Annotated in this window: 27 protein-coding genes and 2 tRNA genes; 19 read left to right on the top strand and 10 right to left on the bottom strand. The window is 66.5% G+C overall.

Annotation, left to right across the window (positions count from 1 at the left end; all coding sequences use genetic code 11):
- The first annotated feature begins 2 nt into the window (after window positions 1–2).
- The 19 genes from C666_RS02705 (at window position 3) to C666_RS02615 (ending at window position 14,630) form a co-directional block, all read left to right on the top strand.
- The gene (locus C666_RS02705; protein WP_004333433.1) at window positions 3–287 is read left to right on the top strand and encodes an integration host factor subunit beta; all 285 of its coding nucleotides are present in this window, start codon (window positions 3–5) and stop codon (window positions 285–287) included.
- A gap of 151 nt (window positions 288–438) precedes the next feature.
- On the top strand, window positions 439–747 hold the full coding sequence (locus tag C666_RS02700; RefSeq protein ID WP_028791992.1) for a LapA family protein: 309 nt from the start codon (window positions 439–441) through the stop codon (window positions 745–747).
- A 15-nt stretch (window positions 748–762) separates the two neighbouring features.
- A complete protein-coding gene (lapB, locus tag C666_RS02695) occupies window positions 763–1,938 on the top strand; it encodes a lipopolysaccharide assembly protein LapB (RefSeq protein ID WP_004333429.1) in 1,176 nt (391 codons plus the stop codon).
- Between the two features lie 35 nt (window positions 1,939–1,973).
- A complete protein-coding gene (gene cysM, locus C666_RS02690) occupies window positions 1,974–2,864 on the top strand; it encodes a cysteine synthase CysM (protein ID WP_004333428.1) in 891 nt (296 codons plus the stop codon).
- Window positions 2,824–4,941 (top strand): hypothetical protein, encoded by a 2,118-nt coding sequence (locus C666_RS02685; protein ID WP_245603887.1) that lies wholly within the window; start codon window positions 2,824–2,826, stop codon window positions 4,939–4,941. Before cysM ends, C666_RS02685 begins: the two co-directional genes overlap by 41 nt.
- A 37-nt stretch (window positions 4,942–4,978) precedes the next feature.
- Window positions 4,979–5,176, top strand: a complete 198-nt coding sequence (locus C666_RS02680) for a hypothetical protein (protein WP_004333424.1) — start codon at window positions 4,979–4,981, stop codon at window positions 5,174–5,176.
- A complete protein-coding gene (locus C666_RS02675; RefSeq protein ID WP_081593365.1) occupies window positions 5,173–5,610 on the top strand; it encodes a YdbL family probable chaperone protein in 438 nt (145 codons plus the stop codon). Before C666_RS02680 ends, C666_RS02675 begins: the two co-directional genes overlap by 4 nt.
- Complete coding sequence (locus tag C666_RS02670; protein ID WP_004333421.1) at window positions 5,610–6,398, top strand: 3'-5' exonuclease; 789 nt, start codon at window positions 5,610–5,612, stop codon at window positions 6,396–6,398. Before C666_RS02675 ends, C666_RS02670 begins: the two co-directional genes overlap by 1 nt.
- A 50-nt stretch (window positions 6,399–6,448) precedes the next feature.
- On the top strand, window positions 6,449–6,691 hold the full coding sequence (locus C666_RS02665) for a GlsB/YeaQ/YmgE family stress response membrane protein (protein ID WP_004333419.1): 243 nt from the start codon (window positions 6,449–6,451) through the stop codon (window positions 6,689–6,691).
- Between the two features lie 67 nt (window positions 6,692–6,758).
- Window positions 6,759–6,835 (top strand) — tRNA-Val (locus tag C666_RS02660).
- A 189-nt stretch (window positions 6,836–7,024) separates the two neighbouring features.
- Window positions 7,025–8,941: a threonine--tRNA ligase gene (gene thrS / locus C666_RS02655; RefSeq protein WP_004333418.1), complete on the top strand. Its 1,917-nt coding sequence runs from the start codon at window positions 7,025–7,027 to the stop codon at window positions 8,939–8,941.
- 27 nt (window positions 8,942–8,968) lie between these two features.
- Window positions 8,969–9,490 (top strand): translation initiation factor IF-3, encoded by a 522-nt coding sequence (gene infC, locus C666_RS02650; RefSeq protein WP_081593364.1) that lies wholly within the window; start codon window positions 8,969–8,971, stop codon window positions 9,488–9,490.
- Between the two features lie 141 nt (window positions 9,491–9,631).
- Window positions 9,632–9,829, top strand: coding sequence for a 50S ribosomal protein L35 (gene rpmI / locus C666_RS02645; RefSeq protein ID WP_002923845.1), 198 nt, complete (start codon window positions 9,632–9,634; stop codon window positions 9,827–9,829).
- Between the two features lie 12 nt (window positions 9,830–9,841).
- A complete protein-coding gene (gene rplT, locus C666_RS02640) occupies window positions 9,842–10,201 on the top strand; it encodes a 50S ribosomal protein L20 (protein WP_004333413.1) in 360 nt (119 codons plus the stop codon).
- Between the two features lie 112 nt (window positions 10,202–10,313).
- Window positions 10,314–11,345, top strand: a complete 1,032-nt coding sequence (locus tag C666_RS02635; RefSeq protein WP_004333410.1) for a phenylalanine--tRNA ligase subunit alpha — start codon at window positions 10,314–10,316, stop codon at window positions 11,343–11,345.
- Between the two features lie 65 nt (window positions 11,346–11,410).
- Window positions 11,411–13,801 (top strand): phenylalanine--tRNA ligase subunit beta, encoded by a 2,391-nt coding sequence (gene pheT / locus C666_RS02630; RefSeq protein ID WP_004333407.1) that lies wholly within the window; start codon window positions 11,411–11,413, stop codon window positions 13,799–13,801.
- 1 nt (window position 13,802) lies between these two features.
- Entirely contained in the window at window positions 13,803–14,111 is a 309-nt protein-coding gene (locus C666_RS02625) for an integration host factor subunit alpha (RefSeq protein ID WP_004333406.1), read from the top strand.
- The gene (locus C666_RS02620) at window positions 14,092–14,472 is read left to right on the top strand and encodes a MerR family transcriptional regulator (RefSeq protein ID WP_004333403.1); all 381 of its coding nucleotides are present in this window, start codon (window positions 14,092–14,094) and stop codon (window positions 14,470–14,472) included. Before C666_RS02625 ends, C666_RS02620 begins: the two co-directional genes overlap by 20 nt.
- A gap of 81 nt (window positions 14,473–14,553) precedes the next feature.
- Window positions 14,554–14,630: transfer RNA gene (locus C666_RS02615), tRNA-Pro, on the top strand.
- Window positions 14,631–14,734: 104 nt separating this feature from the next.
- Here the strand turns inward: C666_RS02615 and C666_RS02610 are convergent.
- From C666_RS02610 to eutQ, 10 genes are all read right to left on the bottom strand, one after another.
- Window positions 14,735–16,183, bottom strand: coding sequence for an ethanolamine ammonia-lyase reactivating factor EutA (locus C666_RS02610; protein ID WP_004333400.1), 1,449 nt, complete (start codon window positions 16,181–16,183; stop codon window positions 14,735–14,737).
- 84 nt (window positions 16,184–16,267) lie between these two features.
- Window positions 16,268–17,509, bottom strand: coding sequence for an ethanolamine utilization protein EutH (gene eutH / locus C666_RS02605; RefSeq protein WP_004333398.1), 1,242 nt, complete (start codon window positions 17,507–17,509; stop codon window positions 16,268–16,270).
- 81 nt (window positions 17,510–17,590) lie between these two features.
- Window positions 17,591–18,841 carry an iron-containing alcohol dehydrogenase family protein gene (locus C666_RS02600; RefSeq protein WP_004333396.1) on the bottom strand — a complete coding sequence of 417 codons (1,251 nt, stop codon included), beginning with the start codon at window positions 18,839–18,841 and terminating at the stop codon, window positions 17,591–17,593.
- Between the two features lie 3 nt (window positions 18,842–18,844).
- A complete protein-coding gene (eutJ, locus tag C666_RS02595) occupies window positions 18,845–19,711 on the bottom strand; it encodes an ethanolamine utilization protein EutJ (RefSeq protein WP_004333394.1) in 867 nt (288 codons plus the stop codon).
- A gap of 41 nt (window positions 19,712–19,752) precedes the next feature.
- Window positions 19,753–21,177 (bottom strand): aldehyde dehydrogenase family protein, encoded by a 1,425-nt coding sequence (locus C666_RS02590; protein ID WP_004333393.1) that lies wholly within the window; start codon window positions 21,175–21,177, stop codon window positions 19,753–19,755.
- Between the two features lie 97 nt (window positions 21,178–21,274).
- Window positions 21,275–21,559, bottom strand: coding sequence for an ethanolamine utilization microcompartment protein EutN (eutN, locus tag C666_RS02585; protein WP_004333391.1), 285 nt, complete (start codon window positions 21,557–21,559; stop codon window positions 21,275–21,277).
- Window positions 21,560–21,795: 236 nt separating this feature from the next.
- On the bottom strand, window positions 21,796–22,083 hold the full coding sequence (gene eutM / locus C666_RS02580) for an ethanolamine utilization microcompartment protein EutM (protein WP_004333389.1): 288 nt from the start codon (window positions 22,081–22,083) through the stop codon (window positions 21,796–21,798).
- 52 nt (window positions 22,084–22,135) lie between these two features.
- Complete coding sequence (locus C666_RS02575; RefSeq protein WP_004333387.1) at window positions 22,136–23,209, bottom strand: phosphotransacetylase; 1,074 nt, start codon at window positions 23,207–23,209, stop codon at window positions 22,136–22,138.
- The gene (gene eutT, locus C666_RS02570) at window positions 23,200–24,048 is read right to left on the bottom strand and encodes an ethanolamine utilization cob(I)yrinic acid a,c-diamide adenosyltransferase EutT (protein WP_004333385.1); all 849 of its coding nucleotides are present in this window, start codon (window positions 24,046–24,048) and stop codon (window positions 23,200–23,202) included. Before eutT ends, C666_RS02575 begins: the two co-directional genes overlap by 10 nt.
- 27 nt (window positions 24,049–24,075) lie before the next feature.
- Window positions 24,076–24,542 (bottom strand): ethanolamine utilization acetate kinase EutQ (gene eutQ, locus C666_RS02565; RefSeq protein ID WP_004333383.1); only part of this gene is annotated, 467 nt, incomplete at its 5' end.

Genomic DNA, 24,542 nt, shown 5'->3' with positions numbered 1-24,542 from the left:
TCATGACCAAATCGGAGCTGATCGCCCAGCTCGCGGAGCGTTTTCCGCAGCTGGTCGCAAAGGACGCCGATTACGCGGTCAAGATGATTCTCGATGCGATGACCGACGCGCTGGCGCGCGGAGATCGCATCGAGATTCGCGGGTTTGGCAGTTTTGCGCTGAACTATCGTCCGCCTCGCGTCGGGCGCAATCCCAAGTCGGGTGAGAAGGTGCACGTGCCGGAAAAGTACGTGCCGCATTTCAAGGCCGGCAAGGAATTGCGCGAGCGGGTCGACCTTGCCGATTGAACTCGGTCATGGGGTCCGGCCGGTCGGGGTTTGACAGTTGGCCGCGCGGCGATCGGATGTAAGCAGGCTTGTGAGTGGCATTCGTGGTATCGGAAGGCGGCTTTGGCCGCCTTTCTTCTTTTTTGCGGCGCGCTCGGCGATAATGCACGCCATGCGCGCGATCATGTGGTTCATCCGTCTCCTGCTGTTCATCCTGCTGTTCGGGTTCGCGATCAAGAATGATCATCTGGCGACCCTGAACTTCTTCTTTGGCGGGCAGTGGCAGCTTCCCCTGGTGTTCGTCATCCTCGTCAGCTTTGCGGCTGGGGCATTGCTGGGTGTCACGGCGACTTTCGCCTCGTTGCTGCGCCAGCGCCGCGAAATATCGCAACTGCGCAAGCAACTCGAGCGCGCCGAGCGCGAGCGGGTCGCAACGCCTGCCGGGCCGACGGCCGACATCCAGATCCCCGGCCTTCCCTGAGCGCGCCGACGTCCAATGGAAATCGAACTCTGGTGGCTGCTGGCCCTTCCGCTGTTCTTCGCGCTGGGCTGGCTTGCTGCCCGCATCGACATTCGCCAGGTCGTGCAGGAGTCGCGCGCGTTGCCGCGCTCCTATCTGTCGGGCCTGAATTTCCTGCTCAACGAGCAGCCGGACAAGGCGATCGATTCCTTCGTCGAGGCCGTACGCATCGATCCACAGACGATCGAGCTGCATTTCGCCCTCGGCAGCCTGTTCCGCCGCCGTGGCGAAACCGACCGCGCGATCCGCATCCACCAGTTGCTGGTCGATCGCGAGGACATCACCGAAGAGCAGCGCCTGCAGGCGCTCGGCGAACTGGGGCAGGACTTCCTCAAGGCGGGGCTGCTCGATCGCGCCGAGGCGGTGTTCGTCCGCCTGCGGGGCACACGTGGCGACGCCATGGCGCTGCGCTACCTGCTGGAAATCTACCAGCAGGAAAAGGACTGGGCGAAGGCGATCGAGGTGGCGGATTCTCTGCCCGGCCACGAGAGTCTGATGTGGCGTACCGAGGTGGCGAACTTCCATTGCGAGCTCGCGGCGAACGCGCTGGCGAATTCCCTGCCGGATGAGGCCGAGCGCCACGTCGAGGCGGCATTGGCAGTCAATCCGCGCTGCGTGCGTGCGAGCCTGATCCGGGGCGACATCTGTGTTGCGCAGGGCCGGGACCAGGACGCCCTGGCGGCATGGAAGCGCATCGAGAATCAGGACCCGGTCTATCTCGCGCTGGCGGCCGAGCGGATCATGGACGCCTATGGGCGCCTCGGGCGACTCGAGGAGGGGCATCAGCTGTTGCGCGCCTGGCTCGACAGCCACGCCTCGCTCGACCTGCTGGACGAGCTTTTCCATTGGGAGATGGACAAGCAGGGGCCCAAGGCGGCCTACGAGCTGGTGCGGGAGGAGCTGCGCCGCAATCCCACGCTGCTTGGGCTGGACAAGCTGCTGGAGGCCGCGCTGTTGACGGTGCCGACCGAGCAGCGCGGCGACGTCGAATTGATCAAGCAGCTCATCCACGGCCATACACGCAAGGTTGCCCGCTACCGCTGTGACGCCTGTGGGTTCAAGGCGCGCCAGTTCCATTGGCGCTGCCCGGCTTGCGGCGGCTGGGAAACCTATCCGCCGCGGCGTACCGAAGAATTCGACCTGACCCCGTGACGGGGTCGATCCACCCCACACCGAGAACCCGATCCATGGAATTCAAGACGCTGGAAGATTACGTCGGCCATACTCCGCTGGTGCGTCTCAAGCGCATCAATGCCGGCCGCAACAACGTCATCCTCGCCAAGCTCGAAGGCAACAACCCGGCCGGTTCGGTCAAGGACCGGCCGGCGCTGTCGATGGTGGTGCATGCCGAGGCGCGGGGCGAGATCAAGCCGGGCGACACTCTGATCGAGGCCACCAGCGGCAATACCGGCATCGCGCTGGCGATGGCTGCCGCGATGCGCGGCTACCGCATGATCCTCGTCATGCCGGAGAATCAGAGCGTGGAGCGGCGGCAGACGATGCGCGCCTTCGGTGCCGAGCTGGTGCTGACACCGACATCCGGCGGCATGGAAATGGCACGCGACATCGCCGACAGGATGCGCGACGAAGGCAAGGGGATCATCCTCGACCAGTTCGCCAATCCGGACAATCCGCTCGCCCACTATGAAGGCACCGGTCCCGAGATCTGGGCGCAGAGCGGCGGGCGGGTGACCCACTTCGTCAGCTCGATGGGGACCACCGGCACCATCATGGGCACTTCGCGCTTCCTCAAGGAAATGAACCCGGCGGTGCAGATCGTGGGCTGTGAACCTGAAGAAGGCTCGCAGATTCCGGGCATCCGAAAATGGCCGGAAGCCTATCTGCCGAAAATATTCGAGCGTCCGCGCGTCGATCGCGTCGAGCGTGTCAGCCAGGCGGAAGCCGAGGAGATGACCCGCCGGCTGGCGCGCGAGGAAGGCATCTTTGCCGGCATCTCGTCGGGGGGCTCGATGCATGTCGCGCTGCGCCTCGCGGCCGAGCTCGAGAATGCGGTGATCGTGTCGATCGTCTGCGACCGTGGCGACCGCTACCTGTCGACGGGTGTGTTCCCGGCCTGAGGCCAGGACGGGGCGCGGGGCCCGCGGCAAGGCGGCCGCGCTTTTCCTCGGCCTTGCGCTGGCACTGCTGCTTGCCCTGGCGGCGCAAGCGGTCGAGCGCATCCAGCTTTCCATTGCCGACATCCGCACGCCGGCGCTGCGTGTGCAGGGCGTGCAGTTCCACTTCGCCACGGGAAGCGTGCCGCCCGAGCTGCGCATCGCAGGCCTTGCGCTGGGCGATCGAAGCTGGCGTGATCTGCGCCTTTCCTGCTCCCGGACGAGCGTCGCGCTCGAAGGCCTGGGCTGCCAGCGGGGAGAGCTTCGCATCGCCGGGCGCCGCCTGCCGCTGAGCGTCGATTTCCGTTTCGATCCCTTCGAGGCCACGCTCGAGGCCGGCCTGGCGTTTGCATCGGGCTCGCACGTGCGCCTGCGCTACGACGGCGAATCGCTTCTGGAGGTTTCTCTGGTGCGCTTCAGCGCCGAGGATCTGACCGAATTCGCTGCCATGCTCTCGCCCTCCATTGCCGCGGAGCTCTCGCGCCACGCGCTCGAAGGCGTGGTCGATGCGCAGCTGGCCTGGCAACTGCCAGGCGGCGCCCATCCGCATGAGAGCCTGCGACTGGAGGCCCGCCTCAGCGACGGCGGCTTCGCCGCCCCCGATGGTTTGCAGGCTGCGGAGGGTCTTCACGTCGCCGTGGATCTGTCGGCCCGGGCCTCGCCGGCAGGATGGGACTGGCAGGGGCGGGCAGCATGGGAAAAAGGGGAGGCCTATCTGCACCCGCTCTACCTGCAGGCGGGGCCCGTGCTGAATGCGGAGGGGACGATCGACGACGAGCGGGCGGTGCTGCGCATGGCCACGATCGAGATCGAAGGCGTGAGCCAGCTCGCATTCTCGGCCGGTATCGCACGCCAGCCGCTGGCCTTGCAGGATTTCGCGCTGTCGCTGGCGGGCGGGGATCTGGCGATCCTCGGACCGCGCTGGATCACGCCTGTGCTGGCGCCAGCGCTGGCGGAGCGGCTGCGCTTCGCGGGCCATGTCGGGGCGGGCATCGAAATCAAGGATGGGCATCTGGCCACGCTGGACCTGGTGTTCGATGAGGCCGGCGTGAGCCTGGCCGGCGTCGGGCCGAGCGGCGAGGCGGGGGGACGCGGCTTGGCCTTCGGGCCACTGTCGGGTCACCTGCCGTGGTCGGCGGCGGCCCCCACCCGCGCCCGTTTCCAGGTACAGGGAGGGCATTGGGAAGCGCTGTCGCTGGGGGCTTTCGAGGTGGAGGCGCTGCTCGACGGCGGGCATGCTGCGTTCGAGCCGATCCGCATCCAGCTGCTCGATGGGGCCCTGGTGCTGGAGGGGCTGGCGCTCGAACGCGAGGCAGCGGGCTGGCGAGGGCAGGGCGACGTGGTCGTGGAGCCCTTGTCGATGGCCTTGCTGACCGAGGCGCTGGGCTGGCCGGGAATGTCGGGCATCCTGTCGGCCTCGCTGCCGGGCATGCGCGTGAATTCCGGCGAGATCGCGCTGGACGGCGCCTTGGTCGTATCGGTGTTCGATGGCTATCTGCAGGCCACGGGGCTGCGCGTGAGCGAACCCTTTGGCGTCGCTTCGCACCTGAGGGCGGACATCCAGGCGCGCCACCTGGATCTCGCGCAGCTCACCGATACTTTCAGTTTCGGCAGCATCACCGGGTACGTGGATGCGGACGTACATGGCCTGGAGCTGGTGCGCTGGAGGCCCGCCGCGTTCGACATGAGGCTGGCCAGCAGCCCGGGGAGCTACCGCCGGCGCATCAGCCAGCGTGCGGTGCAGAACATCGGCGCGCTGGGGGGCGGAGGGGCCATGGCGGCCCTGCAGCGCGGGGTGCTGGGCGTATTCGATACTTTCGGCTACCGCGAACTGGGTTTGCATTGTGTGCTGGCGGGCGGGGTATGCATAATGGATGGCGTCGAGGGCGGTGAGCGCGCGGACGGCGGCTTCCGCATCGTTCGCGGCGGCGGCATCCCGGCGCTGGATGTCATCGGCTACAATCGGCGCGTCGACTGGAATGAACTCGTCGGACGAATCCAGCGCGTGATCGAAGACAACGTCGCGCCCGAGTTGCACTGATGTCCGGCTGGGTGTGCCGGGACCGCAGGAGGCTTGAATGTCGTTTTTCCACATGAGACCGTTGCTGCTCGCAGGGGCCGCGGCTGCCGCCGCATCGGCCTGCGTCACGATCAACATCTATTTCCCGGCCGCGGCTGCCGAAAAAGCCGCTGACCGCATCATCGACGAGGTGTGGCAGACACGCGAGGCCAAGCCGCCGCAGGCGGCGCCGGCCGAGGAAGGAGCCAGGCAATGAACTCATATCTTGCTCGTACTGGATGGATGCGCTGGCTGGCACCGGGGCTGTTCGGCTGCATGCTGGCCTTCGCGGTGCAGGCGCAGGGAAACCTCGAGGTCGATACGCCGGCGATTTCCGCACTCAAAGCGTCGATGCAGAAGCGCCATGCCCAACTCGCGCCTTTGTACGCATCGGGCGCGATCGGTCTCGCCGCCGACGGCAGTATCGCGCTGAGGGATGCTTCGGCCGTGCCGCTCGCGCAGCGAGGGGGCATCAGCGCGCTGGTCGCCGCCGAGAACGCCGATCGTGGCGCGCTGTACCGCGAAGTCGCCCGCGTCAACCAGCATCCCGAATGGGAGGCCGACGTGCGTGGCACCTTCGCCCAGCGCTGGATCGACCGCGCGCCGGCCGGCTGGTGGGTGCAGCGCGGCGGTGCATGGGTGAAGAAGTAATGCCCGTTCTTGTCTTCGACATCGAGACCGTTCCGGATGTGGCGGGCATCCGCAATCTTTACGAACTGCCCGCTGACCTGTCCGACGCCGAGGCGGCGGAGTGGGCCTTCCAGCAGCGGCGCGCCAGCCACGGCAACGATTTTCTGCCGCACCACCTCCAGCGCGTGGTGACGATTTCGTGCGTGCTGCGCGATGCCCAGCAGTTCCGCGTGTTCTCGCTGTCGGAGCCGGATGCCGGCGAGGGCGAGATCATCCAGCGCTTCTTCGATGGCATCGAGCGCTATACGCCGCAGATCATTTCCTGGAACGGCGGCGGCTTCGACCTGCCGGTGCTTCACTATCGCGGCATGCTGCATGGCGTGGCGGCGCCGCGCTACTGGGACCAGGGCGAGGGCGACTATCACGACTCGCGCGACTTCAAATGGAACAACTACATTGGCCGCTACCACAATCGTCATCTCGATCTGATGGACTTGCTGGCGATGTACCAGCCGCGCGCCAGTGCGCCGCTGGATGATCTGGCCAAGCTGATGGGGTATCCGGGCAAGCTCGGCATGGATGGTTCGGCCGTATGGCAGGCGTGGCAGGATGGCGGTATCGCCGATATCCGGGATTACTGCGAGACCGACGTCGTGAACACCTATCTGGTCTATCTGCGCTTCGAGCGCATGCGCGGGCATCTCGACGCCAAGGCGTGGGCAGACGAGGTGGCCGTCGTGCGAGAATCGCTCGGGCGGCTCGATGCGCCGCACTGGAAGCAGTTTCTCGCCGCCTGGGCACAGGATTGAGCCCGGGCGGCAGCGCTCCACCATAAAAATCGTACCGACAGGAGAATCACATGGGCATCATCGCTACCATTTTCATCGGCCTGATCGTTGGCCTCGTCGCCCGTCTGCTGCATCCCGGCAAGGACGGTCTCGGGCTCATCATGACGGCCTTGCTCGGCATCGCCGGTTCGCTCGTGGCGACCTACGGCGGCCAGGCGCTGGGCATCTACCAGGCAGGCCAGGGCGCAGGCTTCATCGGCGCCGTGGTCGGCGCGATCGTGATCCTGTTCGTCGTCAGCCGGCTCAAGAAGTAGTCTTTGATGTGCACTGCAAAAAAACTTTGACAAGTTTTTTGGAGTGCCTATAATGCGGGACTTCAGCAGGCGCGTAGCTCAGTTGGTTAGAGCACCACCTTGACATGGTGGGGGTCGTTGGTTCGAATCCAATCGCGCCTACCAAGATATTGGAGTCGATCATCATGTTCCGAACTACCACTCAGGCCGGAAACTGAACAGGTCGGCTCCGCTTGTAAGTCTGCTAGAGAAAAAAGCGCGCCTAGACCGCGCTTTTTTTTCGTCTACATTTTCGTTTCTTCGTATCCTAGCCCGCGACCTTGTCGGGGGTGAGAACTGCCAGAGGCCACTGCCATGCCCAACATCACGCTTCCCGATGGTTCCGTTCGCAGCTTCGACCATCCGGTGACCGTTGCCGAGGTCGCGGCCGCCATTGGTGCGGGCCTCGCCAAGGCTGCGCTTGCGGGCCGCGTCGGTGGGCGTCTGGTGGATATTTCCCACCGCCTCGATGCCGACGCCGATCTCGCGATCGTCACCGACAAGACGGAAGAAGGGCTCGACATCATCCGCCACTCTTCCGCCCACCTGCTGGCACATGCGGTGAAAGAGCTGTTTCCCGATGCGCAGGTGACGATCGGGCCGGTGATCGAAAACGGCTTTTACTACGATTTTTCTTACAAGCGGCCCTTCACGCCGGAAGACCTGGCCGCGATCGAGGCACGCATGGCCGAGATCGCGAAGCGCGAGATTCCGGTCCAGCGCGAAGTGTGGCCGCGCGACAAGGCGGTCGATTTCTTCAAGGGCATCGGCGAGCACTACAAGGCCGAGATCATCGCTTCGATTCCGGCGGGCGAGGACGTGTCGCTCTACCGCCAGGGCGATTTCATCGACCTGTGCCGGGGGCCGCACGTGCCCTCGACCGGCAAGCTCAAGGTCTTCAAGCTCATGAAGCTGGCTGGCGCCTACTGGCGCGGTGACTCGAAGAACGAGATGCTGCAGCGGGTCTATGGCACGGCGTGGACGAAGAAGGACGATCTCGACGCCTATCTGCACATGATCGAAGAGGCGGAAAAGCGCGACCATCGCAAGCTCGGCCGCCAGCTTGACCTCTTCCATCTGCAGGACGAGGCGCCTGGCATGGTGTTCTGGCACGCCAAGGGCTGGACGCTGTGGCAGCAGGTCGAGCAGTACATGCGCAGGACGCTCGGCGAACACGGCTATCAGGAAGTGAAGACGCCGCAGATCGTGGACCGTTCGCTGTGGGAGAAGTCCGGCCATTGGGGCATGTATTCCGACCTGATGTTCACCACGCAGTCCGAGAAGCGCGACTACGCGGTCAAGCCGATGAACTGTCCGTGCCACATCCAGATATTCAACCAGGGCCTCAAAAGCTATCGCGACCTGCCGTTGCGCATGGCCGAATTTGGCTCCTGCCACCGCAATGAGCCCTCCGGCTCGCTGCACGGCATCATGCGCGTGCGCAACTTCGTCCAGGACGATGCGCACATCTTCTGCGCGGAGAGCCAGGTCCAGGCCGAATCGGCTGAGTTCATCCGCCTGCTGCAGAAGGTGTATGCCGATTTCGGCTTCAGGGACGTGCTCGTCAAGCTCTCGACCCGGCCGGACAAGCGCGTGGGAACGGACGAGCAATGGGACGCCGCCGAGGCCGCGCTTGCCGCTGCGCTCGATGCCCAGGGCCTGAAGTACGACCTGCAGCCGGGCGAAGGCGCCTTCTATGGGCCGAAAATCGAATTTTCGCTCAAGGACAGCCTCGGCCGGGTATGGCAGTGCGGCACGCTGCAACTCGACTTCAATCTGCCGGTCCGCCTCGGCGCGGAGTTCGTCGACGAGGACAACAGCAAGAAGGTCCCGGTCATGCTGCACCGCGCGGTGCTGGGGTCGCTGGAACGCTTCATCGGCATCCTGATCGAGAACCACGCCGGCGCGATGCCCTTGTGGCTGGCACCGGTGCAGGCGGTGGTGATGAACATCTCCGAGGGGCAGGCGGACTATGCTGCCGAGGCCGTGGCGAAGCTCAGGAAGGCGGGCTTCCGTGTCGAAGCCGATTTGCGTAACGAAAAGATTAACTATAAAATTCGCGAACATAGCGTACAGAAGCTGCCCTACCAGATCGTCATCGGCGACAAAGAAAAGGCGGCGGGCCTGGTGGCCGTGCGTGCCCGGGGTGGCCATGATCTTGGTCAAATGTCCCTCGATTCGCTGATCGAACGCTGGCTTCGCGAAGTTGAAGCGAAGGCCGGCACGGTCTGATTTTTGGTTTTCGTGGAGAGTTGAACCATCGCTCAAGATAAGAAGCAGCGCGTAAATAGGGAGATCAACGCGCCCGAGGTCCGGCTGGTTGGTGAAGAAGGCGAACAGCTCGGAATCGTGTCCCTGAACGCAGCCCTGAACATGGCCGAAGAAGCCGGGCTGGATCTGGTCGAAATCGCACCGATGGCCGTACCGCCGGTATGCAAGCTGATGGATTTCGGCAAGTTCAAGTATCAGGAACAGAAGAAGGCCCACGAAGCCCGACTCAAGCAGAAGCAAGTCCAGGTCAAGGAGGTCAAGCTCCGCCCCGGTACCGACGAGAACGACTACCAGATCAAGCTTCGCAACCTGAAGCGTTTTCTGGAAGAAGGCGACAAGTGCAAGGTGACCTTGCGCTTCCGCGGCCGCGAGATGGCCCACCAGGAATTTGGCCTGCGCCAGCTCGAACGCATCAAGGCCGACCTGGATGAACAGGGCCAGGTCGAACAGATGCCGAAGATGGAAGGGCGCCAGATGATCATGGTCATTGCGCCGAAGAAGAAGCACTAAGCTTCGAGGAATTTGCCCCGCAGGGGCAAAGCCGGCAGATGGCGGGAGCCGCCTGCCGGAAAACAAGTGGTGCCGGGTAACGAAACGCGTCGGGGCTTATCGGCGCTACCTGGTTCCATCCAAAAACATGGAGTCTCAGCAATGCCCAAGATGAAGACGAAGAGCGGCGCCAAGAAGCGCTTCAAGGTCCGCTCGAGTGGTGGGATCAAGCGGTCCCAGGCGTTCAAGCGCCACATCCTGACCAAGAAAACGACCAAGGCGAAGCGTCAGCTGCGCGGCATGACCGAAGTTCATGCTGCCGATGAAAAGCTGATCCGCGCCATGCTTCCGTACGCTTGATAGGAGACCGCAATGCCTCGCGTTAAACGTGGTGTAACCGCCCGCGCTCGTCACAAGAAAGTCCTTTCCCAGGCCAAGGGGTATCGCGGCCGTCGCAAGAACGTCTATCGCATCGCCAAGCAGGCGGTGATGAAGGCCGGGCAGTACGCCTACCGCGACCGCCGTCAGCGCAAGCGCCAGTTCCGTACCCTGTGGATCGCCCGTATCAACGCCGCCGCGCGTGAACTGGGCCTGACCTACAGCACCTTCATGAATGGCCTGAAGAAGGCCGCGATCGAAGTGGACCGCAAGGTTCTGGCCGACTTGGCCGTGTTCGACAAGCCCGCTTTTGCGGCGATTGCCGAACAAGCCCGGGCCAAGCTCGCTGCGTGATTCAGCGCAGTCCGAAAAAAGGAGGCCTGGCCTCCTTTTTTTTCTTCTGAATCTGGCTCCACGCGTAGTACCCAGAGTATTCGCAGTAAATCGCAACCCGTAGGGCACGGACATGGAACACCTGGATCAATTGGTTCAACAGGCGGCTGCCGACTTTGCCGCTGCGGCGGACGGCGCCCAACTCGAACAGGCCAAGGCGCGCTATCTCGGCAAGAGCGGTTCGCTGACCGAGCGCCTCAAGTCGCTCGGCAAGCTGGACCCCGACGCGCGGCGCGAGGCGGGTGCCGCCATCAATGCCGCCAAGGCCGCAATCGAGGCCGAACTCGAAGCCCGCCGCAATGCGCAGCGCGAAGCCGCCCTGCTGGCCCAACTGGCCGCCGAGGCGCTGGACGTGACCCTGCCCGGGCGTGGCGCGGTAGCGGGCGGTCTGCATCCGGTGAGCCGCACGCTCGAACGCATCGAGCAACTGTTCGGCTCGATCGGCTTCGTCGCTGCTGACGGCCCCGAGATCGAAACCGACTGGCACAACTTCACCGCGCTCAATACGCCGGAGAAGCACCCCGCGCGTTCGATGCACGACACCTTCTACCTGGAAGGCCAGGACGAAGTGCTGCTGCGCACCCACACCAGTCCGGTGCAGATCCGCGCCATGCAGGCGCACGTCGAGCGCTACCGGGATTGCGACACCCTGCCCGAGCTGCGCGTGATCGCGCCGGGCCGGGTGTTCCGAGTCGACTCCGATGCCACGCACTCGCCGATGTTCCACCAGGCGGAAGGCCTGTGGGTGGGCGAGAACGTCAGCTTTGCCGACCTGAAGGGCGTGATCGCCGACTTCCTGCGCAGGTTCTTCGAGACTGACGATCTGCAGGTGCGCTTCCGCCCCTCCTTCTTCCCGTTCACCGAACCCAGCGCCGAAATCGACGTCGCTTTCATGAGCGGCGCGCTGGAAGGGCGCTGGCTCGAGATCGCCGGCTGCGGCATGGTGCATCCGAACGTGCTGCGCTTCGGCGGCATCGACCCCGAGCGCTACACCGGCTTCGCCTTCGGCATGGGACCGGACCGCCTGACGATGCTGCGCTATGGCGTCAACGACCTGCGCCTGTTCTTTGAAGGCGATCTGCGCTTCCTGAGCCAGTTCCGCTAAGCACTGTGCCGGCAGGGCGCCCCAGGCGGCGCCAGCCTCATCGAATTCTTCCGGGTAATCGAATCATGCAATTCTCCGAACAGTGGCTGCGGACTTTCGTCGATCCGCAACTCGACAGTGACGCGCTCGGCCATCTGCTGACGATGGCCGGCCTCGAAGTGGAAGAGGCGACGCCCGCTGCGCCCGCCTTCTCGGGCGTGGTCGTGGCCAGCATCGTCGAGGCGGAAAAGCACCCGAACGCCGACAAGCTCAAGCTGTGCAAGGTCGACGTCGGCGCCGGCGAGCTGCTGCAGATCGTCTGCGGCGCGCCGAATGCTGCCGCCGGCATGAAGGTGCCGTGCGCGAAGGTCGGTGCCGTGCTGCCGGGCGACTTCGCCATCAAGGCGGCCAAGCTGCGCGGTGTCGAGTCCTTTGGCATGCTCTGCTCCGCGCGCGAACTCGGCCTGTCCGAAGACCATGGCGGCCTGTACGCGCTGCCCGCGGATGCCCCGGTCGGCTGCGACATCCGCGACTACCTCGGCCTCGACGACACCTTGTTCACGATCAAGCTGACGCCGAACCGCGCCGACTGCCTCAGCCTCGAAGGCGTGGCGCGCGAAGTCGCGGCGATCACCAGTACCGCGCTGCGTAAGACCGAAATCGTGCCGGTCGCCCCGAGCCACGATGGCCGCCGCGCCATCGTGCTCGACGCGCCCGAAGCCTGCCCGCGCTACTGCGGCCGCATCCTCCGCGGCGTGAATGCCAAGGCGCCGATGCCGGACTGGATGGTCACGCGCCTGGCGCGCAGCGGCATCCGTTCGATCAGCGCGCTGGTGGACGTCACCAACTACGTCATGCTCGAACTCGGCCAGCCGCTGCACGCCTTCGACAACACCAAGTTGCAGGGCGCGATCCATGTGCGCCATCCGCGTGAAGGCGAGCAGGTGCTGCTGCTCAACGAGCAGACCGTGACGCCGGCCGCCGACACGCTGCTGATCGCCGATGAGGCCCGCGCGCTGGCGCTGGCCGGCATCATGGGCGGCGAAGACAGCGGCATCACGCTTGACACCACCGAAGTCTTCCTCGAAAGCGCCTTCTTCGCCCCGGATGCGATCGCCGGCCGCGCACGCGCCTACGGCTTCGGTTCGGACGCTTCGCACCGCTTCGAGCGCGGCGTCGATTTTGAACTCCCGCGCCGCGCGCTGGAGCGTGCCACGCAGCTCATCATCGACATCTGCGGCGGCGAGGCCGGCCCGGTCGAGGAAGCGCTTGCAGCCGACACGCTGCCGGTCCGCGAGCCGGTGCGTCTGCGCACCGCGCGCGCGCGCCGCGTGCTCGGCATCGATCTGGACGATGCCGCGATCCAGTCGCTGCTCGAACGCGTGCATCTGAATGTGCAGCGCGACGGCGAGGACTTTATCGTCACGCCGCCGTCGTGGCGCTTCGACGTCGAGATCGAAGTCGATCTGGTCGAAGAGCTCGCACGCCTGCATGGCTACGACAACATTCCCGCCGTGGCGCCGCAGGGCAGCCTGATGATGCAGCCCAGCACCGAGCACGCCCGTCCGGTGTGGGCAGCGCGTCATCTGCTGGCTGCACGCGGTTATCAGGAAGTGATCAATTTCGCTTTCGTCGAGGAAGCCTGGGAGCGCGACTTCTGCGCCAACGAAGACCCGATCCGCCTCGCCAATCCGATCGCCAGCCAGCTCAGCGTGATGCGCTCCAGCCTGATCGCGGGCTTGGTCGATACTATGGCGACCAACCGCAAGCGCCAGACCGAGCGCGTGCGCGTATTCGAAGTCGCCCGTGTGTTCGAGCGCAAGGCCGACGGCGAGCCGGTGACCGGCTTCCACCAGCCGATGCGCATCGCCGGCCTCGCTGCGGGCCCGGTGTTGCCGGAGCAGTGGGGCGAGCGTAGCCGGGCGGTCGATTTCTACGACGTCAAGGCCGACGTCGAGGCCTTGATCGCGCCGCGCGGCCTGAACTTCGTGCGCCTGTCCCATCCGGCCCTGCACCCCGGCCGCGCCGCGAGCGTAGCGCTGGATGGCCGCGTGATCGGGATCATCGGCGAACTGCATCCGGTGTGGGTGCAGCGCTACGATCTCGGCATCGCGCCGGTAGTGTTCGAGCTCGAGCTCGACGCCGTGCTGGGTGCGCGCATGCCGGCCTACAGCGAGATTTCGCGCATGCCGGCCGTGGTGCGCGACCTGGCCCTGGTGCTCGGGATCGAAGTCAGCGCAGGGCGGGTCATCGACACCCTGCGCCAGGCCGCACCCGCCGTGGTCAAGGAAATCACGCTGTTCGACGTCTATCATGGCAAAGGCATCGAGCCGAACAAGAAGAGCCTTGCCTTCAGGGTGTTGATGCAAGATACTCAGCGCACACTTGAAGATGCCGAAGTAGATGCCATCGTGACAGGCTTGGTGAAGCAGGCAGAGGCCGTGCTGGGTGCCCGCCTGCGTGGTTCGGGAGGCTGACATGACCACGCTGACCAAGGCGGAACTGGCCGAGCTCCTGTTCGAGCAGGTCGGTCTCAACAAGCGCGAAGCCAAGGACATGGTGGAAGGCTTCTTCGAGGAGATCCGGACGGCGCTGGAGCGTGGCGACAGCGTCAAGCTGTCGGGCTTCGGCAACTTCCAGTTGCGCGACAAGCCGCAACGTCCCGGGCGCAACCCCAAGACTGGCGAAGAGATCCCGATCACCGCGCGGCGGGTGGTCACCTTCCATGCCAGCCAGAAATTGAAGGCAGCCGTGGAGCAGCTCAGCGATGCAAGCAAGCAACCCTGAAATCGGCACGGGGCCCCTGCCGCCGATTCCGGCGAAGCGTTACTTCACGATCGGCGAGGTGAGCGAACTGTGCGGCGTCAAGCCGCACGTGCTGCGCTACTGGGAGCAGGAGTTCACCCAGCTCAAGCCGGTCAAGCGCCGAGGCAACCGACGCTACTATCAGCACCACGAAGTACTGCTGATCCGCCGCATCCGCGAATTGCTGTACCAGGAAGGCTTCACCATTTCGGGCGCGCGCAACCGCCTCGGCGAAAGCGCGATCCAGGAGCAGGAGAGCAAGGTCGAGGCCGACCAGTACCGTGCCATCGTGGCCGAGGTCCGGGCAGAGGTGCAGGCGCTGCTCGAGGACTTGCGCGGCTGATTGCCAGGCAGATGCAAGTGGTATGGCCTGTGCAGAAAAACTGGTAAATCTTTTGATCGCTGCTATAATGGCGGCTTGTGTCGGGGCGTAGCGCAGCCTGGTAGCGCACTTGCATGGGGTGCAAGGGGTCGCGAGTTCGAATCCCGCCGCCCCGACCAATCGATCGTCGAGTAAAAAAGGCCAGTCTTCGGACTGGCCTTTTTTACTTTTCAAGGGCCGGCATGGTGCGCCCATGCCTTGTTCAAGCCCGAAACGGTGTGTTTTAGCCCGGAAAGGCCAGTGACTTCACCGTGATCGGCACGATCTCGCCGCCCATGAAGGGCTTGCCCACGTCGATGTAGTCGCCCGGGCGAGTCTGCACTTCGTCGATGACGGCGAGCTTGCGTCCCTGCAAACGCGGCTGCAGCAGCATGCCGAGCACTTTGCCGAGGTCCTGGCGGGCGACGATGAACAGCGCGCGGGCCGGGTCGGGGTGGGCGGCGGCGAAGTGCACGATGGCGTCGATGGCGCGCTCGACGTCGGCGTAGGCCACCGGCAGGTCGTCGGGCAGGCCCAGCGCGTAGCCGTCCTTGCCGGCGACGAGGTCCATGCGCTGCATCGCGGTGCCCCAGTCCGCGGCGAGCTGTTCGGCGCTGCACCCGGCCCACGGCCGCGTGGCATGAACCACCGGCAGATTGCGCACCGGCAGGTGTTGTTCGTCCACCCAGATGGTGCTGCCTGACAGCGACAGGCTGTAGGCGCCGGCGCCGATGACGGTGGCGCGCAGGGTGTGGCGCGGCTCGCGCAGCGGCAGCGCCTGCATGCCGGGGTGGCGGTGCAGGGCTTCGGCGAGGGCCGGGCCGATGTCGCCGAAGGCGCGCGCTGAGGCCGCGCTGTGCGGGTCGTAATAGCAGGCGCCGACGCCGCCGGAGAGGTACACCGCGTCGTAGCGATGGCCCGGCCGCAGGGATTCGGTCATCAGCAGCTGGCGCGCCAGCGGCGAGGGCTGGCCGACGCAGATTTCGTGGATCAGGCCGGCCATGCGCTCGGCCAGTTGCGCCACGGTGTCGTCGTCGACGCGCTGGCCGCTGCCGAGGCGGCGGGCCTGGTCGGCACCGAACAGTTCGGCGCAGATGGGTCTGGTCGGGGCGTGCAGGTGGCGCAGGCGGCCATCGCTTTCCAGTTCGAGCAGGTGGCCGCCGACGTTGAGGCAGGCGGTGTCGACCACGCGGCCGGCTTCGAACACCGCGTAGTTGGAGGTGCCGCCGCCGATGTCGATGTTGAGCACGCGGCAGGTGTTGGTGCGCGCGTATTCGGCGGCGCCGGAGCCCTGGCCGGCGATTACCGATTCCAGGTGCGGGCCGGCGGTAGCGACGATGAAGTCGCCGAGCTGCTCGGCCAGCCCCATCACCGCCTGGCGGGCGTTGCGCGCCTTGGAGGTTTCACCGGTGATGATGATGGCGCCGGATTTGACCTGCTCGGTGTCCAGCCCGGCGGCGGCGTACTGCGACATGATGAACTGGCGCAGCTTGTCGTCATGCAGGTGGCCTTCGAAGTCGACCGGCGTGGCGATCGCGGGGCTGACGTAGAGGATCTCGCGGCGCGAGAACTCGTAGTTGGGCACTTGCGAGGCGGCCGCGCGGTTGACCACTTCGAGGCGCGAGAAGATCACCTGCGAAGTGGTGGTGCCGATGTCGATGCCGACGCTGTAGATCTGCCAGGATTCGGCCATGGCATGGGTGTCCTGTGCTGGGCGGCCGTGCGGCGGCCGGGTCGCTGAGGCACGATCCGGCCGCGGCGGGCGGTGAAGCGAGGCTTACGCCGTCTGTCCGGCGGGGGCGCTGACGCCGACGCTGGGCTTGGGCGCGATCATCATGGCGACGAAGATGGCGGTGACGCCGCCGACCAGCTTGCCGACGATCATCGGGAAGATCATCGGCGAGGCCACCGCTGCGACGAAGCCGAGGTGATCGCCGAAGGTGAAGGCCGCCGACACCGCGAAGGCGATGTTGAGCACCTTGCCGCGGTCGTCCATCTTGTTGAGCATGACGAACATCGGGATGTTGTTGGCCAGCGTGGCGACCATGCCGGCGGCGGCGGTGTCGTTCATCTTCAGCAGGCCGCCGACCTTGGCCAGCGATTTGCCGAACCAGCGCGTCAGCAGGAACACCATCGGATAGGCGCCGAGCAGCACCGCGGCGATCTTGCCGATGGTTTCGATGGCGCGCAGGTCTTCGCCCGGCACGTCGCCCGGCTTCATGAAGATCGGGTCCATGCCGGGGATCAGGCGCACGCCGATCTGGTCGTGCAGCACCGCGGCGGCCAGCCCCAGGGTGATCAGCGCCACCAGGATCTTGGCGAACACCTGGAAGCCGGCGATCATCTTCTCGGGGAAGAACTTCAGCCCCAGCGCCACCAGCACCGCGACCAGGATCACCGGCGTCATGTTGCCGAGGATCATGCCGAAGGTGAAAGGTACCGGCTGGCCGTCGATGACCACGTTGGAGCCCAGCGCCACCAGGCCGCCGGCGATGCAGCCGATGGGAATGGTGACCATGCCGGCGAGCACGCCCATGGCGAGGAAGCGGCGGTCTTCCTTGTCGATGATGCCCAGCCCGACCGGAATCGAGAACACGATGGTGGGGCCCATCATGGAGCCGAGAATCACGCCGGCGTACATCCACGCGGCCACGTCGCCGCCGGACAGTTCGCGCGCCAGCGGGAAGCCGCCCATGTCCAGCGCCAGCAGCGTGGTGGCAAACATCGCCGGGTTGGCGCCCAGTGCCTCGTACAACGGAATCACGATGGGGCCGAGCATGCGCGCCAGCACCGGCGCCAGCGCCATCACCCCGACCATCGCCAGGCCCAGGGCGCCCATCGCCATGAAGCCTTCCTCGAACTGCTTGCCGGAACCGCCGATGGCGCGGCCGACGCTGCCCAGGCCGATTTTGCCGAGCAGTTTCTCGGCCCCGTCGAACTGGTCCATCATGCGGTCCAGCGCGGCGATGACCATGAAGCTCATCATGATCCACATGATGATGACGTTGATGTTGTCCATGATGCTGCTCCCTTTGTTGCGCCGATGCTTTGTCGGGCCCCCGCGCCAGCGCGTGCGCGGCGGTCCGTCGTTATCCTTGCTTCAGCTGCCGGGCGGTCCGCTGTGCCAGCCGGCGGCACCCTGGCGGGCGTGGGCGTGGCGATACACCTCGACGACCTGCGCGCGCGACACGCTGCGCGGGTTGGTGGCGAGGCTGGGGTCGAGCAGCGCGGCGTCGGCGAAGCCTTCGTAATCGGCGGGCTGGCCGCCGGCGTCACGCAGGTTGACGGGCAGGCCCAGCTCGGCGATGAGTTCCTGCACGTACTGGATCGCCTGCGCCGCGTCGAGCAGGCGGCCGCTCAAGGCGTGGCCGATTTCGGCCAAGTTGCGCTTGCACACCAGCTGGTTGAAGTGCATCACCGACGGCAGCAGGATGGCGTTGGCCACGCCGTGCGGGATGTCGTAAGCCGGGCCGATCTGGTGCGCCATGGCGTGGCACAGCCCCAGGCCGGCGTTGGAGAAGGCCACGCCGGCCATGTAGGAGGCCAGCATCATCGATTCGCGCGCCTCGACGTTCTGCCCCTGGCCGACGGCGATCGGCAGCGCCTCGCCGATCAGCGTCAGCGCGCGGTAGGCCAGCGCCTTGGTGAGCGGCGTGGCATGGGTGGCGAGGTAGGCTTCGATGGCGTGGGTGAGCGCATCCACGCCCACGGCGGCGGTGAACTGCGGCGGCGTGCCCAGCGTCAGGCAGGCGTCGATGACCGCCAGGTCCGGAATCATGTCCGGGTGGATGATGAGGTGCTTGATGTGTTCGCCGGCATCGTTGCTGTCGGTGATGACGGTGGCGTTGGTGGCCTCCGAACCGGTGCCGGCGGTGGTCGGCACGGCGATCAGCGGCGCGCGGCGCACGGCGATGCGGGCCGGTTCCTGCGCCATCTCGCGCACGCTCAGGCCGGGGTTGGCGGCCAGCACCACGGCGGCCTTGGCGGCGTCGAGGATGGAGCCGCCGCCAAAGGCGATGACGCCGTCAAAGGGCGCTGCGCGCATGGCCGCAGCCATTTTCTCCACCAGCGCGGTGTCCGGCTCGCGCGGCGACTGGCAATAAATGGTGTGCGCCAGGCCGTGGCTCTTCAGCGAGCGGTACATGCCGTCGGCGAGCCCGAGCTTTTCCAGGCTCTCGTCGATGGCGATGAACACCCGGCCGATGCCGCGCGCGGCAATCGCCTGGCCGATGCGGGCGATGGCCCCCGGCCCGATGAAGGTGCTCGGCGGAACCGAGAATTCACGCACCGAGCGCGCGTTGATCAGATCGATGGCCTGATAGACGACGCTGCTGACGTCTTCGTGGTTCATGGCCTAAGTCTCCGCCTGCGGCCGCGCACCGGGCAGCCCGTGGGCAGCAATGGCGAGCGGGGTGAGAAACAGCGGCGGCCGCGGCAGGATCACTTGCAAGTGCGGAAAGACCTGCGCGAACAGGTCGCGCACGCCGGGCATGCTGCACGAGCCGCCGGACAAATACAGGGTATCCACCTGCTGGCCTTGCAGGTGGGTATCGACGATGTGCGCCATCTTGTCGAACACCGGGCGCACCACCGGCCACAACGCGGCGTTGTCGGCGCGCCGCTTGAGCGCCTCGGCCTCGGTCAGCGGCAGGTTGCGCGCGCCGGCCAGCGTCAGGGTGACGTGGTGGCCGCCGGTGGGCTCGTCGCCCGAATAGACGATGCGCCCTTGCTGGACCACCGCCACGCCGGTGGTGCCGCCGCCGATGTCGACGACGGCGGCGCGGTCCAGTTGCAACAGCGCGGCCACCGCCGAGGGTTCGTCGATGACGCCCGAGACTTCCAGCTCAGCCGCCTCGATGACATTGACCGAGATGCGCGGATCGGTGCCCGGCGGATAGGAGGTGGCGGCGCGGCGCGGCAGCCGCTCGCCCAATTGCGCGGCGAGCGATTCGATCTGCCGGCGCACGATCTGCACCGCACCGAAGAAGTCCCACACCACGCCGTCGCGCACCACATCGGCCCAGTCCAGGCGCACGGCAACGGGGTTGCCCTGCGCGTCGAGCACCATCGACACCACGTCGCTGGTGCCGAGGTCGATGCCCAGGTGCAGTCCAGTGCCCGGCGCTGCGCCGTTCGCCGCATCGGCCACCATCTCGCCGCTGGCCGCGAGGGCGGCGGCGCGGGCGAGGCGGGGTTCGAGCCAGTCGTCGATGCTGCGCATGATCGGGCCTGTCGGTGAGTGTGGGGTTCAGACGGTGGGGTTCAAACGATGCGGAAGTGGTCCACCAGCACGCAGCGGCGCAGGCGCACGAAGGTGCGGGCGCTGGTGACGCCTTCGCCGGTGGGGGTGGAGATGGTCATGGTGGTCCAGCCTTCACCACCGAAGCCCAGCCCGGCCAGGCAGGGGCCGTTCTTGACGAAGATGCTGGTGTTGATGGCGTTGGCCATGCGGTCGAGCGCGTCGATGTTGCGCGAGTGCATCGCAGCGGTATGGCGGCAGTTGCCTTCGAGCTTGACCGCGAGGTCGATGGCGGCATCCACGTCGGGTGCGCGCACCACCGGAATCACCGGCATCATCAGTTCGGTGACGGCGAAGGGGTGGTCGGCCGGCGTCTCGATGTACAGCAGGCGGGTGTCGGCCGGCACCTCCAGGCCGATGGCGGCGGCGATCTTCGCCGCGTCGCGTCCCACCCAGTCGCGGCTGACGGTACCGCGGCCGTCGGCGCCGACGTAGTTGAGCAGCACATCGACCAGGCGCTTGCCCTGGTCGGGCGTCAGCTCCACCGCCTTGTGGCGCGCCATTTCGGTTTTCAGCGCATCGCAGACGCGGTCGACGACGATGATTTCCTTTTCGTCCACGCAGATGATGTTGTTGTCGAACGAGGCGCCCCAGACGATGTCGCGCGCGGCACGGGCGAGGTCGGCGGTTTCGTCCACCACCACCGGCGGGTTGCCGGCGCCGGCGGCGATCAGGCGTTTGTCGGTGTGCTTGCGCGCGGCTTCCACCACCGCCTCGCCGCCGGTGACGGTGAGCAGGTGGATGCCCGGATAGCTGAACAGGCGCTGCGCGGTGGCGATGTCCGGGTTGAGCACGGTGGTGACCACGTTGTCCGGCCCGCCGGCGGCCACCGAGGCCTCGTTGAGCAGGGACACCGTGCGCTGCGACACTTTCTTGGCGGCCGGGTGGGGGGCGAACACCACCGTGTTGCCGGCCGAGATCATGCTGATGGCGTTGTTGATGATGGTGGCGGCCGGGTTGGTCGATGGCGTCACCGAGGCGATCACGCCCCAGGCGGCGTTTTCGATCAGCGTCAGGCCACGGTCGCCGGTCAGCGCCGTCGGCGCCAGGCACTCCACCCCCGGCGTGTGGCGCGCCTGCGACACGTTCTTGGCGAATTTATCCTCGACGCGGCCCATGCCGGTCTCGGCCACCGCCAGTTCGGCCAGTTCGCGCGCATGCGCCTCAGCAGCCTTGCGGATGGCTTCCACCACCTTGACGCGGGTGGCCAGGTTGCGGATCGCCCGTTGCGCCGTGCTGGCCTCGGCAACCGCATCGTCCAGTTCGGTGAATACCCCCGGTGCGGCGCGCCGTCCGGCGGCCGGCTGCACCGCCTGCGGTTGCGTCTGCATCGATGCCAGTACCGTGCGAACGATTTGTTCGACGTTTTTCAGATCGATATCCACCATGCACTCCCGTGTTCATCTGCGCCGCACGGCCACGGGGTCGTCCGGCTTGTGTTCATCCGCCGGCGCCTGCCGCGCCGCGCGGGGCCGTACCGACGGCCTACTTGTGGAAAGTGAGCTTTCCGCCAACCACCACTTCATCGACGATGCCGATCACGCTCATGTCCACCGGCACCTCGTTGGAAATCGTCTTGCGCGCGGAACTGCCCTGAACCACCAGCACCCATTCGCCGTCACCGGCACCGATGCTGTCGGCCGCCACACAGGGGCTGCCTTTGGGATTGCCCTGGGGGTCGATGAAATCCACCAGCAACAGCCGCTGCTGCTCGAGCCCGGCGTGCTTCACCGTGGAAACGACTTGCCCCAGTACGATTGCGAGTTCCATGTGTTCACCACTGAGGTTCACTACTGAGTTCGTTCAGCCGCCCGCGCTCGCACCGTGGCCTGCGGCCTGCCCCAGCCATTGGCAGGGCGTGCCGTCGCCCGCGCGCGTGACTCGCTTGCGTTGCGTTGCGCTACGTAGCGCGACGTCTGGGTACCGCCATGGATCGGCTACCGGCCGCCAGCCCCGTGGGGGGCGGCCGGGCCGTCCGGTCGAGCTGCGCCGAACCGTCCGGCCGCTCAGTCCAGTCCGCTTTCCATCTTGATCGGGAACACTTCTTCCAGATCGCCGTGCGGACGCGGAATCACGTGTACCGACACCAGTTCGCCAATCCGTTGCGCGGCAGCCGCGCCGGCATCGGTGGCGGCCTTGCAGGCGGCCACGTCGCCACGCACCATCGCGGTGACGAAACCGCCGCCGATCTGCTTGACGCCGACCAACTTGACGCGCGCGGCCTTGACCATGGCGTCGGAGGCTTCGATCAATGCAACCAGGCCTTTCGTTTCGATCAGTCCCAGGGCTTCCATTTTGACTACTCCTTAAAAAGTCCCCTCCTGGGGAATCATGGTGTTCAGGGTGCTACAGGTGTTGCGGTGCTGCTGGCGCAACGCGTGTTGCGGGGACGGCGCACGGCCCGTTCGGGACGGGCGCCGGTACAGCATTGCCGCTGGCCATCAGCGTGGCCAGCAGGCAGGTTTCGACGATGTCTTCGCTGCTGCAGCCGCGCGACAGATCGTGGATGGGCGCGGCCAGGCCTTGCAGCATCGGCCCCAGCGCGGTGTAGCCGCCCAGGCGCTGGGCGATCTTGTAGCCAATGTTGCCGGCCTCCAGCGAGGGGAACACCAGTACGTTGGCGCGGCCTTGCAGCGGGCTGTCTGGCACTTTGAGCGCGGCGACCTCGGGCACGATGGCGGCGTCGAACTGCAGGTCGCCATCCACCAGCAGGCCGGGCTGGCGCTCGCGTACCCGCGCGGTGGCTTCGCGCACTGCGTCCACTGCCGGGTGGCGTGCACTGCCATGGCTGGAGAAGGCCAGCATGGCCACGGCGGCGCGTTCGCCGGTGACGCGTTCATAGCTGGCCGCCGAGGCGATGGCGATGTCGGCCAGTTGCGCCGGGGTGGGCTGCGGCACCACCCCGCAGTCGGCGAAGCCGAGCACGCGCCGGTCGCGACCGCAGGCCTCGGCCGGCGGGATCATGAAGAAGATCGACGACACCGTGGCATTGCCCGGCGCCAGGCCGAGCACGCGGATGGCCGCGCGCAGCACGCTGGCGGTGGACGAGAGGTTGCCGCCGATGCACAGATCGGCGTCGCCGCTGGCGAGCATGGCGGCGGCGAACCACAGCGGTTCGGACAGGCGCGCGGCGATTTCTTCCTGCGCGGCCTTGGGCATGCGTGCCTGCAGCAGTTCGGCATACGCCGGGCGGGCGGCTGCGCGGGCCGGGTCGAGCAGCGTCAGCGTGCCCTGGCCGAGGCTTTTTCCCAGGCACAGCGCGCGTAGCTCGAAGGGGTTGGCGAGCAGCAGCGGGTGGGCCCAGCCGCGCGCCTGCAGGTGGCGGGCGGCTTCGATGGCGCGCGCGTCCAGCGTGTCGGGGAAGACCACGCGCAGGGGCTGGCGCTGGGCGAACTCGGCGCAGCGGCGCATCAGTTCCATGCCGCCTCCTTCACCGTCAGGCCGCGGTCGAGCATCACGGCGACGATCATCAGCACATACACGGCGCTGCTGAGGCGGTTGAGTCCTTCGAGGATGTCCGGGCGGGCAATCTCGAAGTCGCCGCCGATGTAGAGGCGCGCGGCCACCAGTTCGACGTTGCGGATGGCGGTGCGCAGCAGGTTGAGGCGCGCGGCGGTCAGCCCGTGCGCGGCCTCCGGCACGATGTGGTCGTAGCCCAGGTGCTGCAGCGGTGCGTGCGACAGCCGGTGGATGGCGTCGGCGTCGAATTCGCCCATGTGCATCGGGCGCAGGGTTTCGCCGGTGGCCTCGGCGCGCAACACGTTGCCAAGGTCGGAGCGGATGTCGGCCAGGTAGGGGGCGATGCGGCGGCTGGACGGTTTGTCGCTTTCCGCCAGTTCGGCCTGGATCCACACCGCGCAGGCGATGGCGCTGTCGAGCTGGCCGCGCAGGTGGATGCGCGGGTCGTTCTTGGACACCAGCGTGTCGGCGTTCAGGTGGGTCAGCGTATCCGGCTTCTTGGCCACCGCCTGATGGCACAGCGTGCAATGCATGGGGTGGGCGCGATCGCCGCCGGTGAGCGGATGCACGCGCTTGCGCTCGCTCGCGTCACCACCGGCGGCGGATTTGCCGCGTCCGGCGATCGGGTTGTCCACAAACACCTGGCCGGATTCATCGACGTACTTCACCCGCAGATGGCGCTCGCTGATCAGCGATTGTGCCGCTGGCGTCAGCGCCGCGCCGGCCGGCAGGTGCAGCTCGGTGCCGTCGGCCAGGGTGTGGCGTTCGCGTAGCCAGGTTTCGGTGATGTAGGTTGTCATGATGACCGCCCGGATAGGCTTCCGTCGTCAGCAGTCGGCCCAGTTGGCCGGGTAGGCGACGTAGAGGAAACGTACTTCGCTGGGAGTGCCGAATTCGATGTTGGAGCCCTTGGGGATGAAGATCACGTCGCCGACCTTGCCGATCGCGGTCTGGCCGTTGCAGCGGATGTGCAGTTCGCCTTCGAGCACCAGGTCGACTTCGTCGTAGTTCAGCGTCCAGGGGAAGAAGCAGCGGTTCCAGCTCATGAAGCCGGCCGCCATCGAGCTGCCGTCGGCGCTGGTGATGAGGTCGGCGATGCCGACGTGGCTGTCCTCGCCGGCGCCGTCGAACAAGCCCATGCGCACCGAATCGCCCTTCACCACCTTGATGCCGCCGGCGATGGTGCGCGATTCGTAGGGCTGCGGCTCGGCCGCGGCGGCGGGTTCGGCGGCCGGCGGCGCGGCGGGGAGCACGGCGGGCTTGGGCGGTGCATTGACCGCCGCGGTGGCGGCCT

This window comes from Thauera linaloolentis 47Lol = DSM 12138 (assembly GCF_000310205.1).
GTDB classification, from domain to species: domain Bacteria; phylum Pseudomonadota; class Gammaproteobacteria; order Burkholderiales; family Rhodocyclaceae; genus Thauera; species Thauera linaloolentis.
Note: the sequence above shows the minus strand (reverse complement) of the source record. Positions and strands in the feature narration are given on the sequence as shown.

Coding starts and splice junctions, on each gene's coding strand:
- C666_RS02705 (WP_004333433.1), top strand. CDS start 3: ATGACCAAATCGGAGCTGATCGCCCAGCTCGCGGAGCGTTTTCCGCAG.
- C666_RS02700 (WP_028791992.1), top strand. CDS start 439: ATGCGCGCGATCATGTGGTTCATCCGTCTCCTGCTGTTCATCCTGCTG.
- lapB (WP_004333429.1), top strand. CDS start 763: ATGGAAATCGAACTCTGGTGGCTGCTGGCCCTTCCGCTGTTCTTCGCG.
- cysM (WP_004333428.1), top strand. CDS start 1,974: ATGGAATTCAAGACGCTGGAAGATTACGTCGGCCATACTCCGCTGGTG.
- C666_RS02680 (WP_004333424.1), top strand. CDS start 4,979: ATGTCGTTTTTCCACATGAGACCGTTGCTGCTCGCAGGGGCCGCGGCT.
- C666_RS02675 (WP_081593365.1), top strand. CDS start 5,173: ATGAACTCATATCTTGCTCGTACTGGATGGATGCGCTGGCTGGCACCG.
- C666_RS02670 (WP_004333421.1), top strand. CDS start 5,610: ATGCCCGTTCTTGTCTTCGACATCGAGACCGTTCCGGATGTGGCGGGC.
- C666_RS02665 (WP_004333419.1), top strand. CDS start 6,449: ATGGGCATCATCGCTACCATTTTCATCGGCCTGATCGTTGGCCTCGTC.
- thrS (WP_004333418.1), top strand. CDS start 7,025: ATGCCCAACATCACGCTTCCCGATGGTTCCGTTCGCAGCTTCGACCAT.
- rpmI (WP_002923845.1), top strand. CDS start 9,632: ATGCCCAAGATGAAGACGAAGAGCGGCGCCAAGAAGCGCTTCAAGGTC.
- rplT (WP_004333413.1), top strand. CDS start 9,842: ATGCCTCGCGTTAAACGTGGTGTAACCGCCCGCGCTCGTCACAAGAAA.
- C666_RS02635 (WP_004333410.1), top strand. CDS start 10,314: ATGGAACACCTGGATCAATTGGTTCAACAGGCGGCTGCCGACTTTGCC.
- pheT (WP_004333407.1), top strand. CDS start 11,411: ATGCAATTCTCCGAACAGTGGCTGCGGACTTTCGTCGATCCGCAACTC.
- C666_RS02625 (WP_004333406.1), top strand. CDS start 13,803: ATGACCACGCTGACCAAGGCGGAACTGGCCGAGCTCCTGTTCGAGCAG.
- C666_RS02620 (WP_004333403.1), top strand. CDS start 14,092: ATGCAAGCAAGCAACCCTGAAATCGGCACGGGGCCCCTGCCGCCGATT.
- C666_RS02610 (WP_004333400.1), bottom strand. CDS start 16,183: ATGGCCGAATCCTGGCAGATCTACAGCGTCGGCATCGACATCGGCACC.
- eutH (WP_004333398.1), bottom strand. CDS start 17,509: ATGGACAACATCAACGTCATCATCATGTGGATCATGATGAGCTTCATG.
- C666_RS02600 (WP_004333396.1), bottom strand. CDS start 18,841: ATGAACCACGAAGACGTCAGCAGCGTCGTCTATCAGGCCATCGATCTG.
- eutJ (WP_004333394.1), bottom strand. CDS start 19,711: ATGCGCAGCATCGACGACTGGCTCGAACCCCGCCTCGCCCGCGCCGCC.
- C666_RS02590 (WP_004333393.1), bottom strand. CDS start 21,177: ATGGTGGATATCGATCTGAAAAACGTCGAACAAATCGTTCGCACGGTA.
- eutN (WP_004333391.1), bottom strand. CDS start 21,559: ATGGAACTCGCAATCGTACTGGGGCAAGTCGTTTCCACGGTGAAGCAC.
- eutM (WP_004333389.1), bottom strand. CDS start 22,083: ATGGAAGCCCTGGGACTGATCGAAACGAAAGGCCTGGTTGCATTGATC.
- C666_RS02575 (WP_004333387.1), bottom strand. CDS start 23,209: ATGGAACTGATGCGCCGCTGCGCCGAGTTCGCCCAGCGCCAGCCCCTG.
- eutT (WP_004333385.1), bottom strand. CDS start 24,048: ATGACAACCTACATCACCGAAACCTGGCTACGCGAACGCCACACCCTG.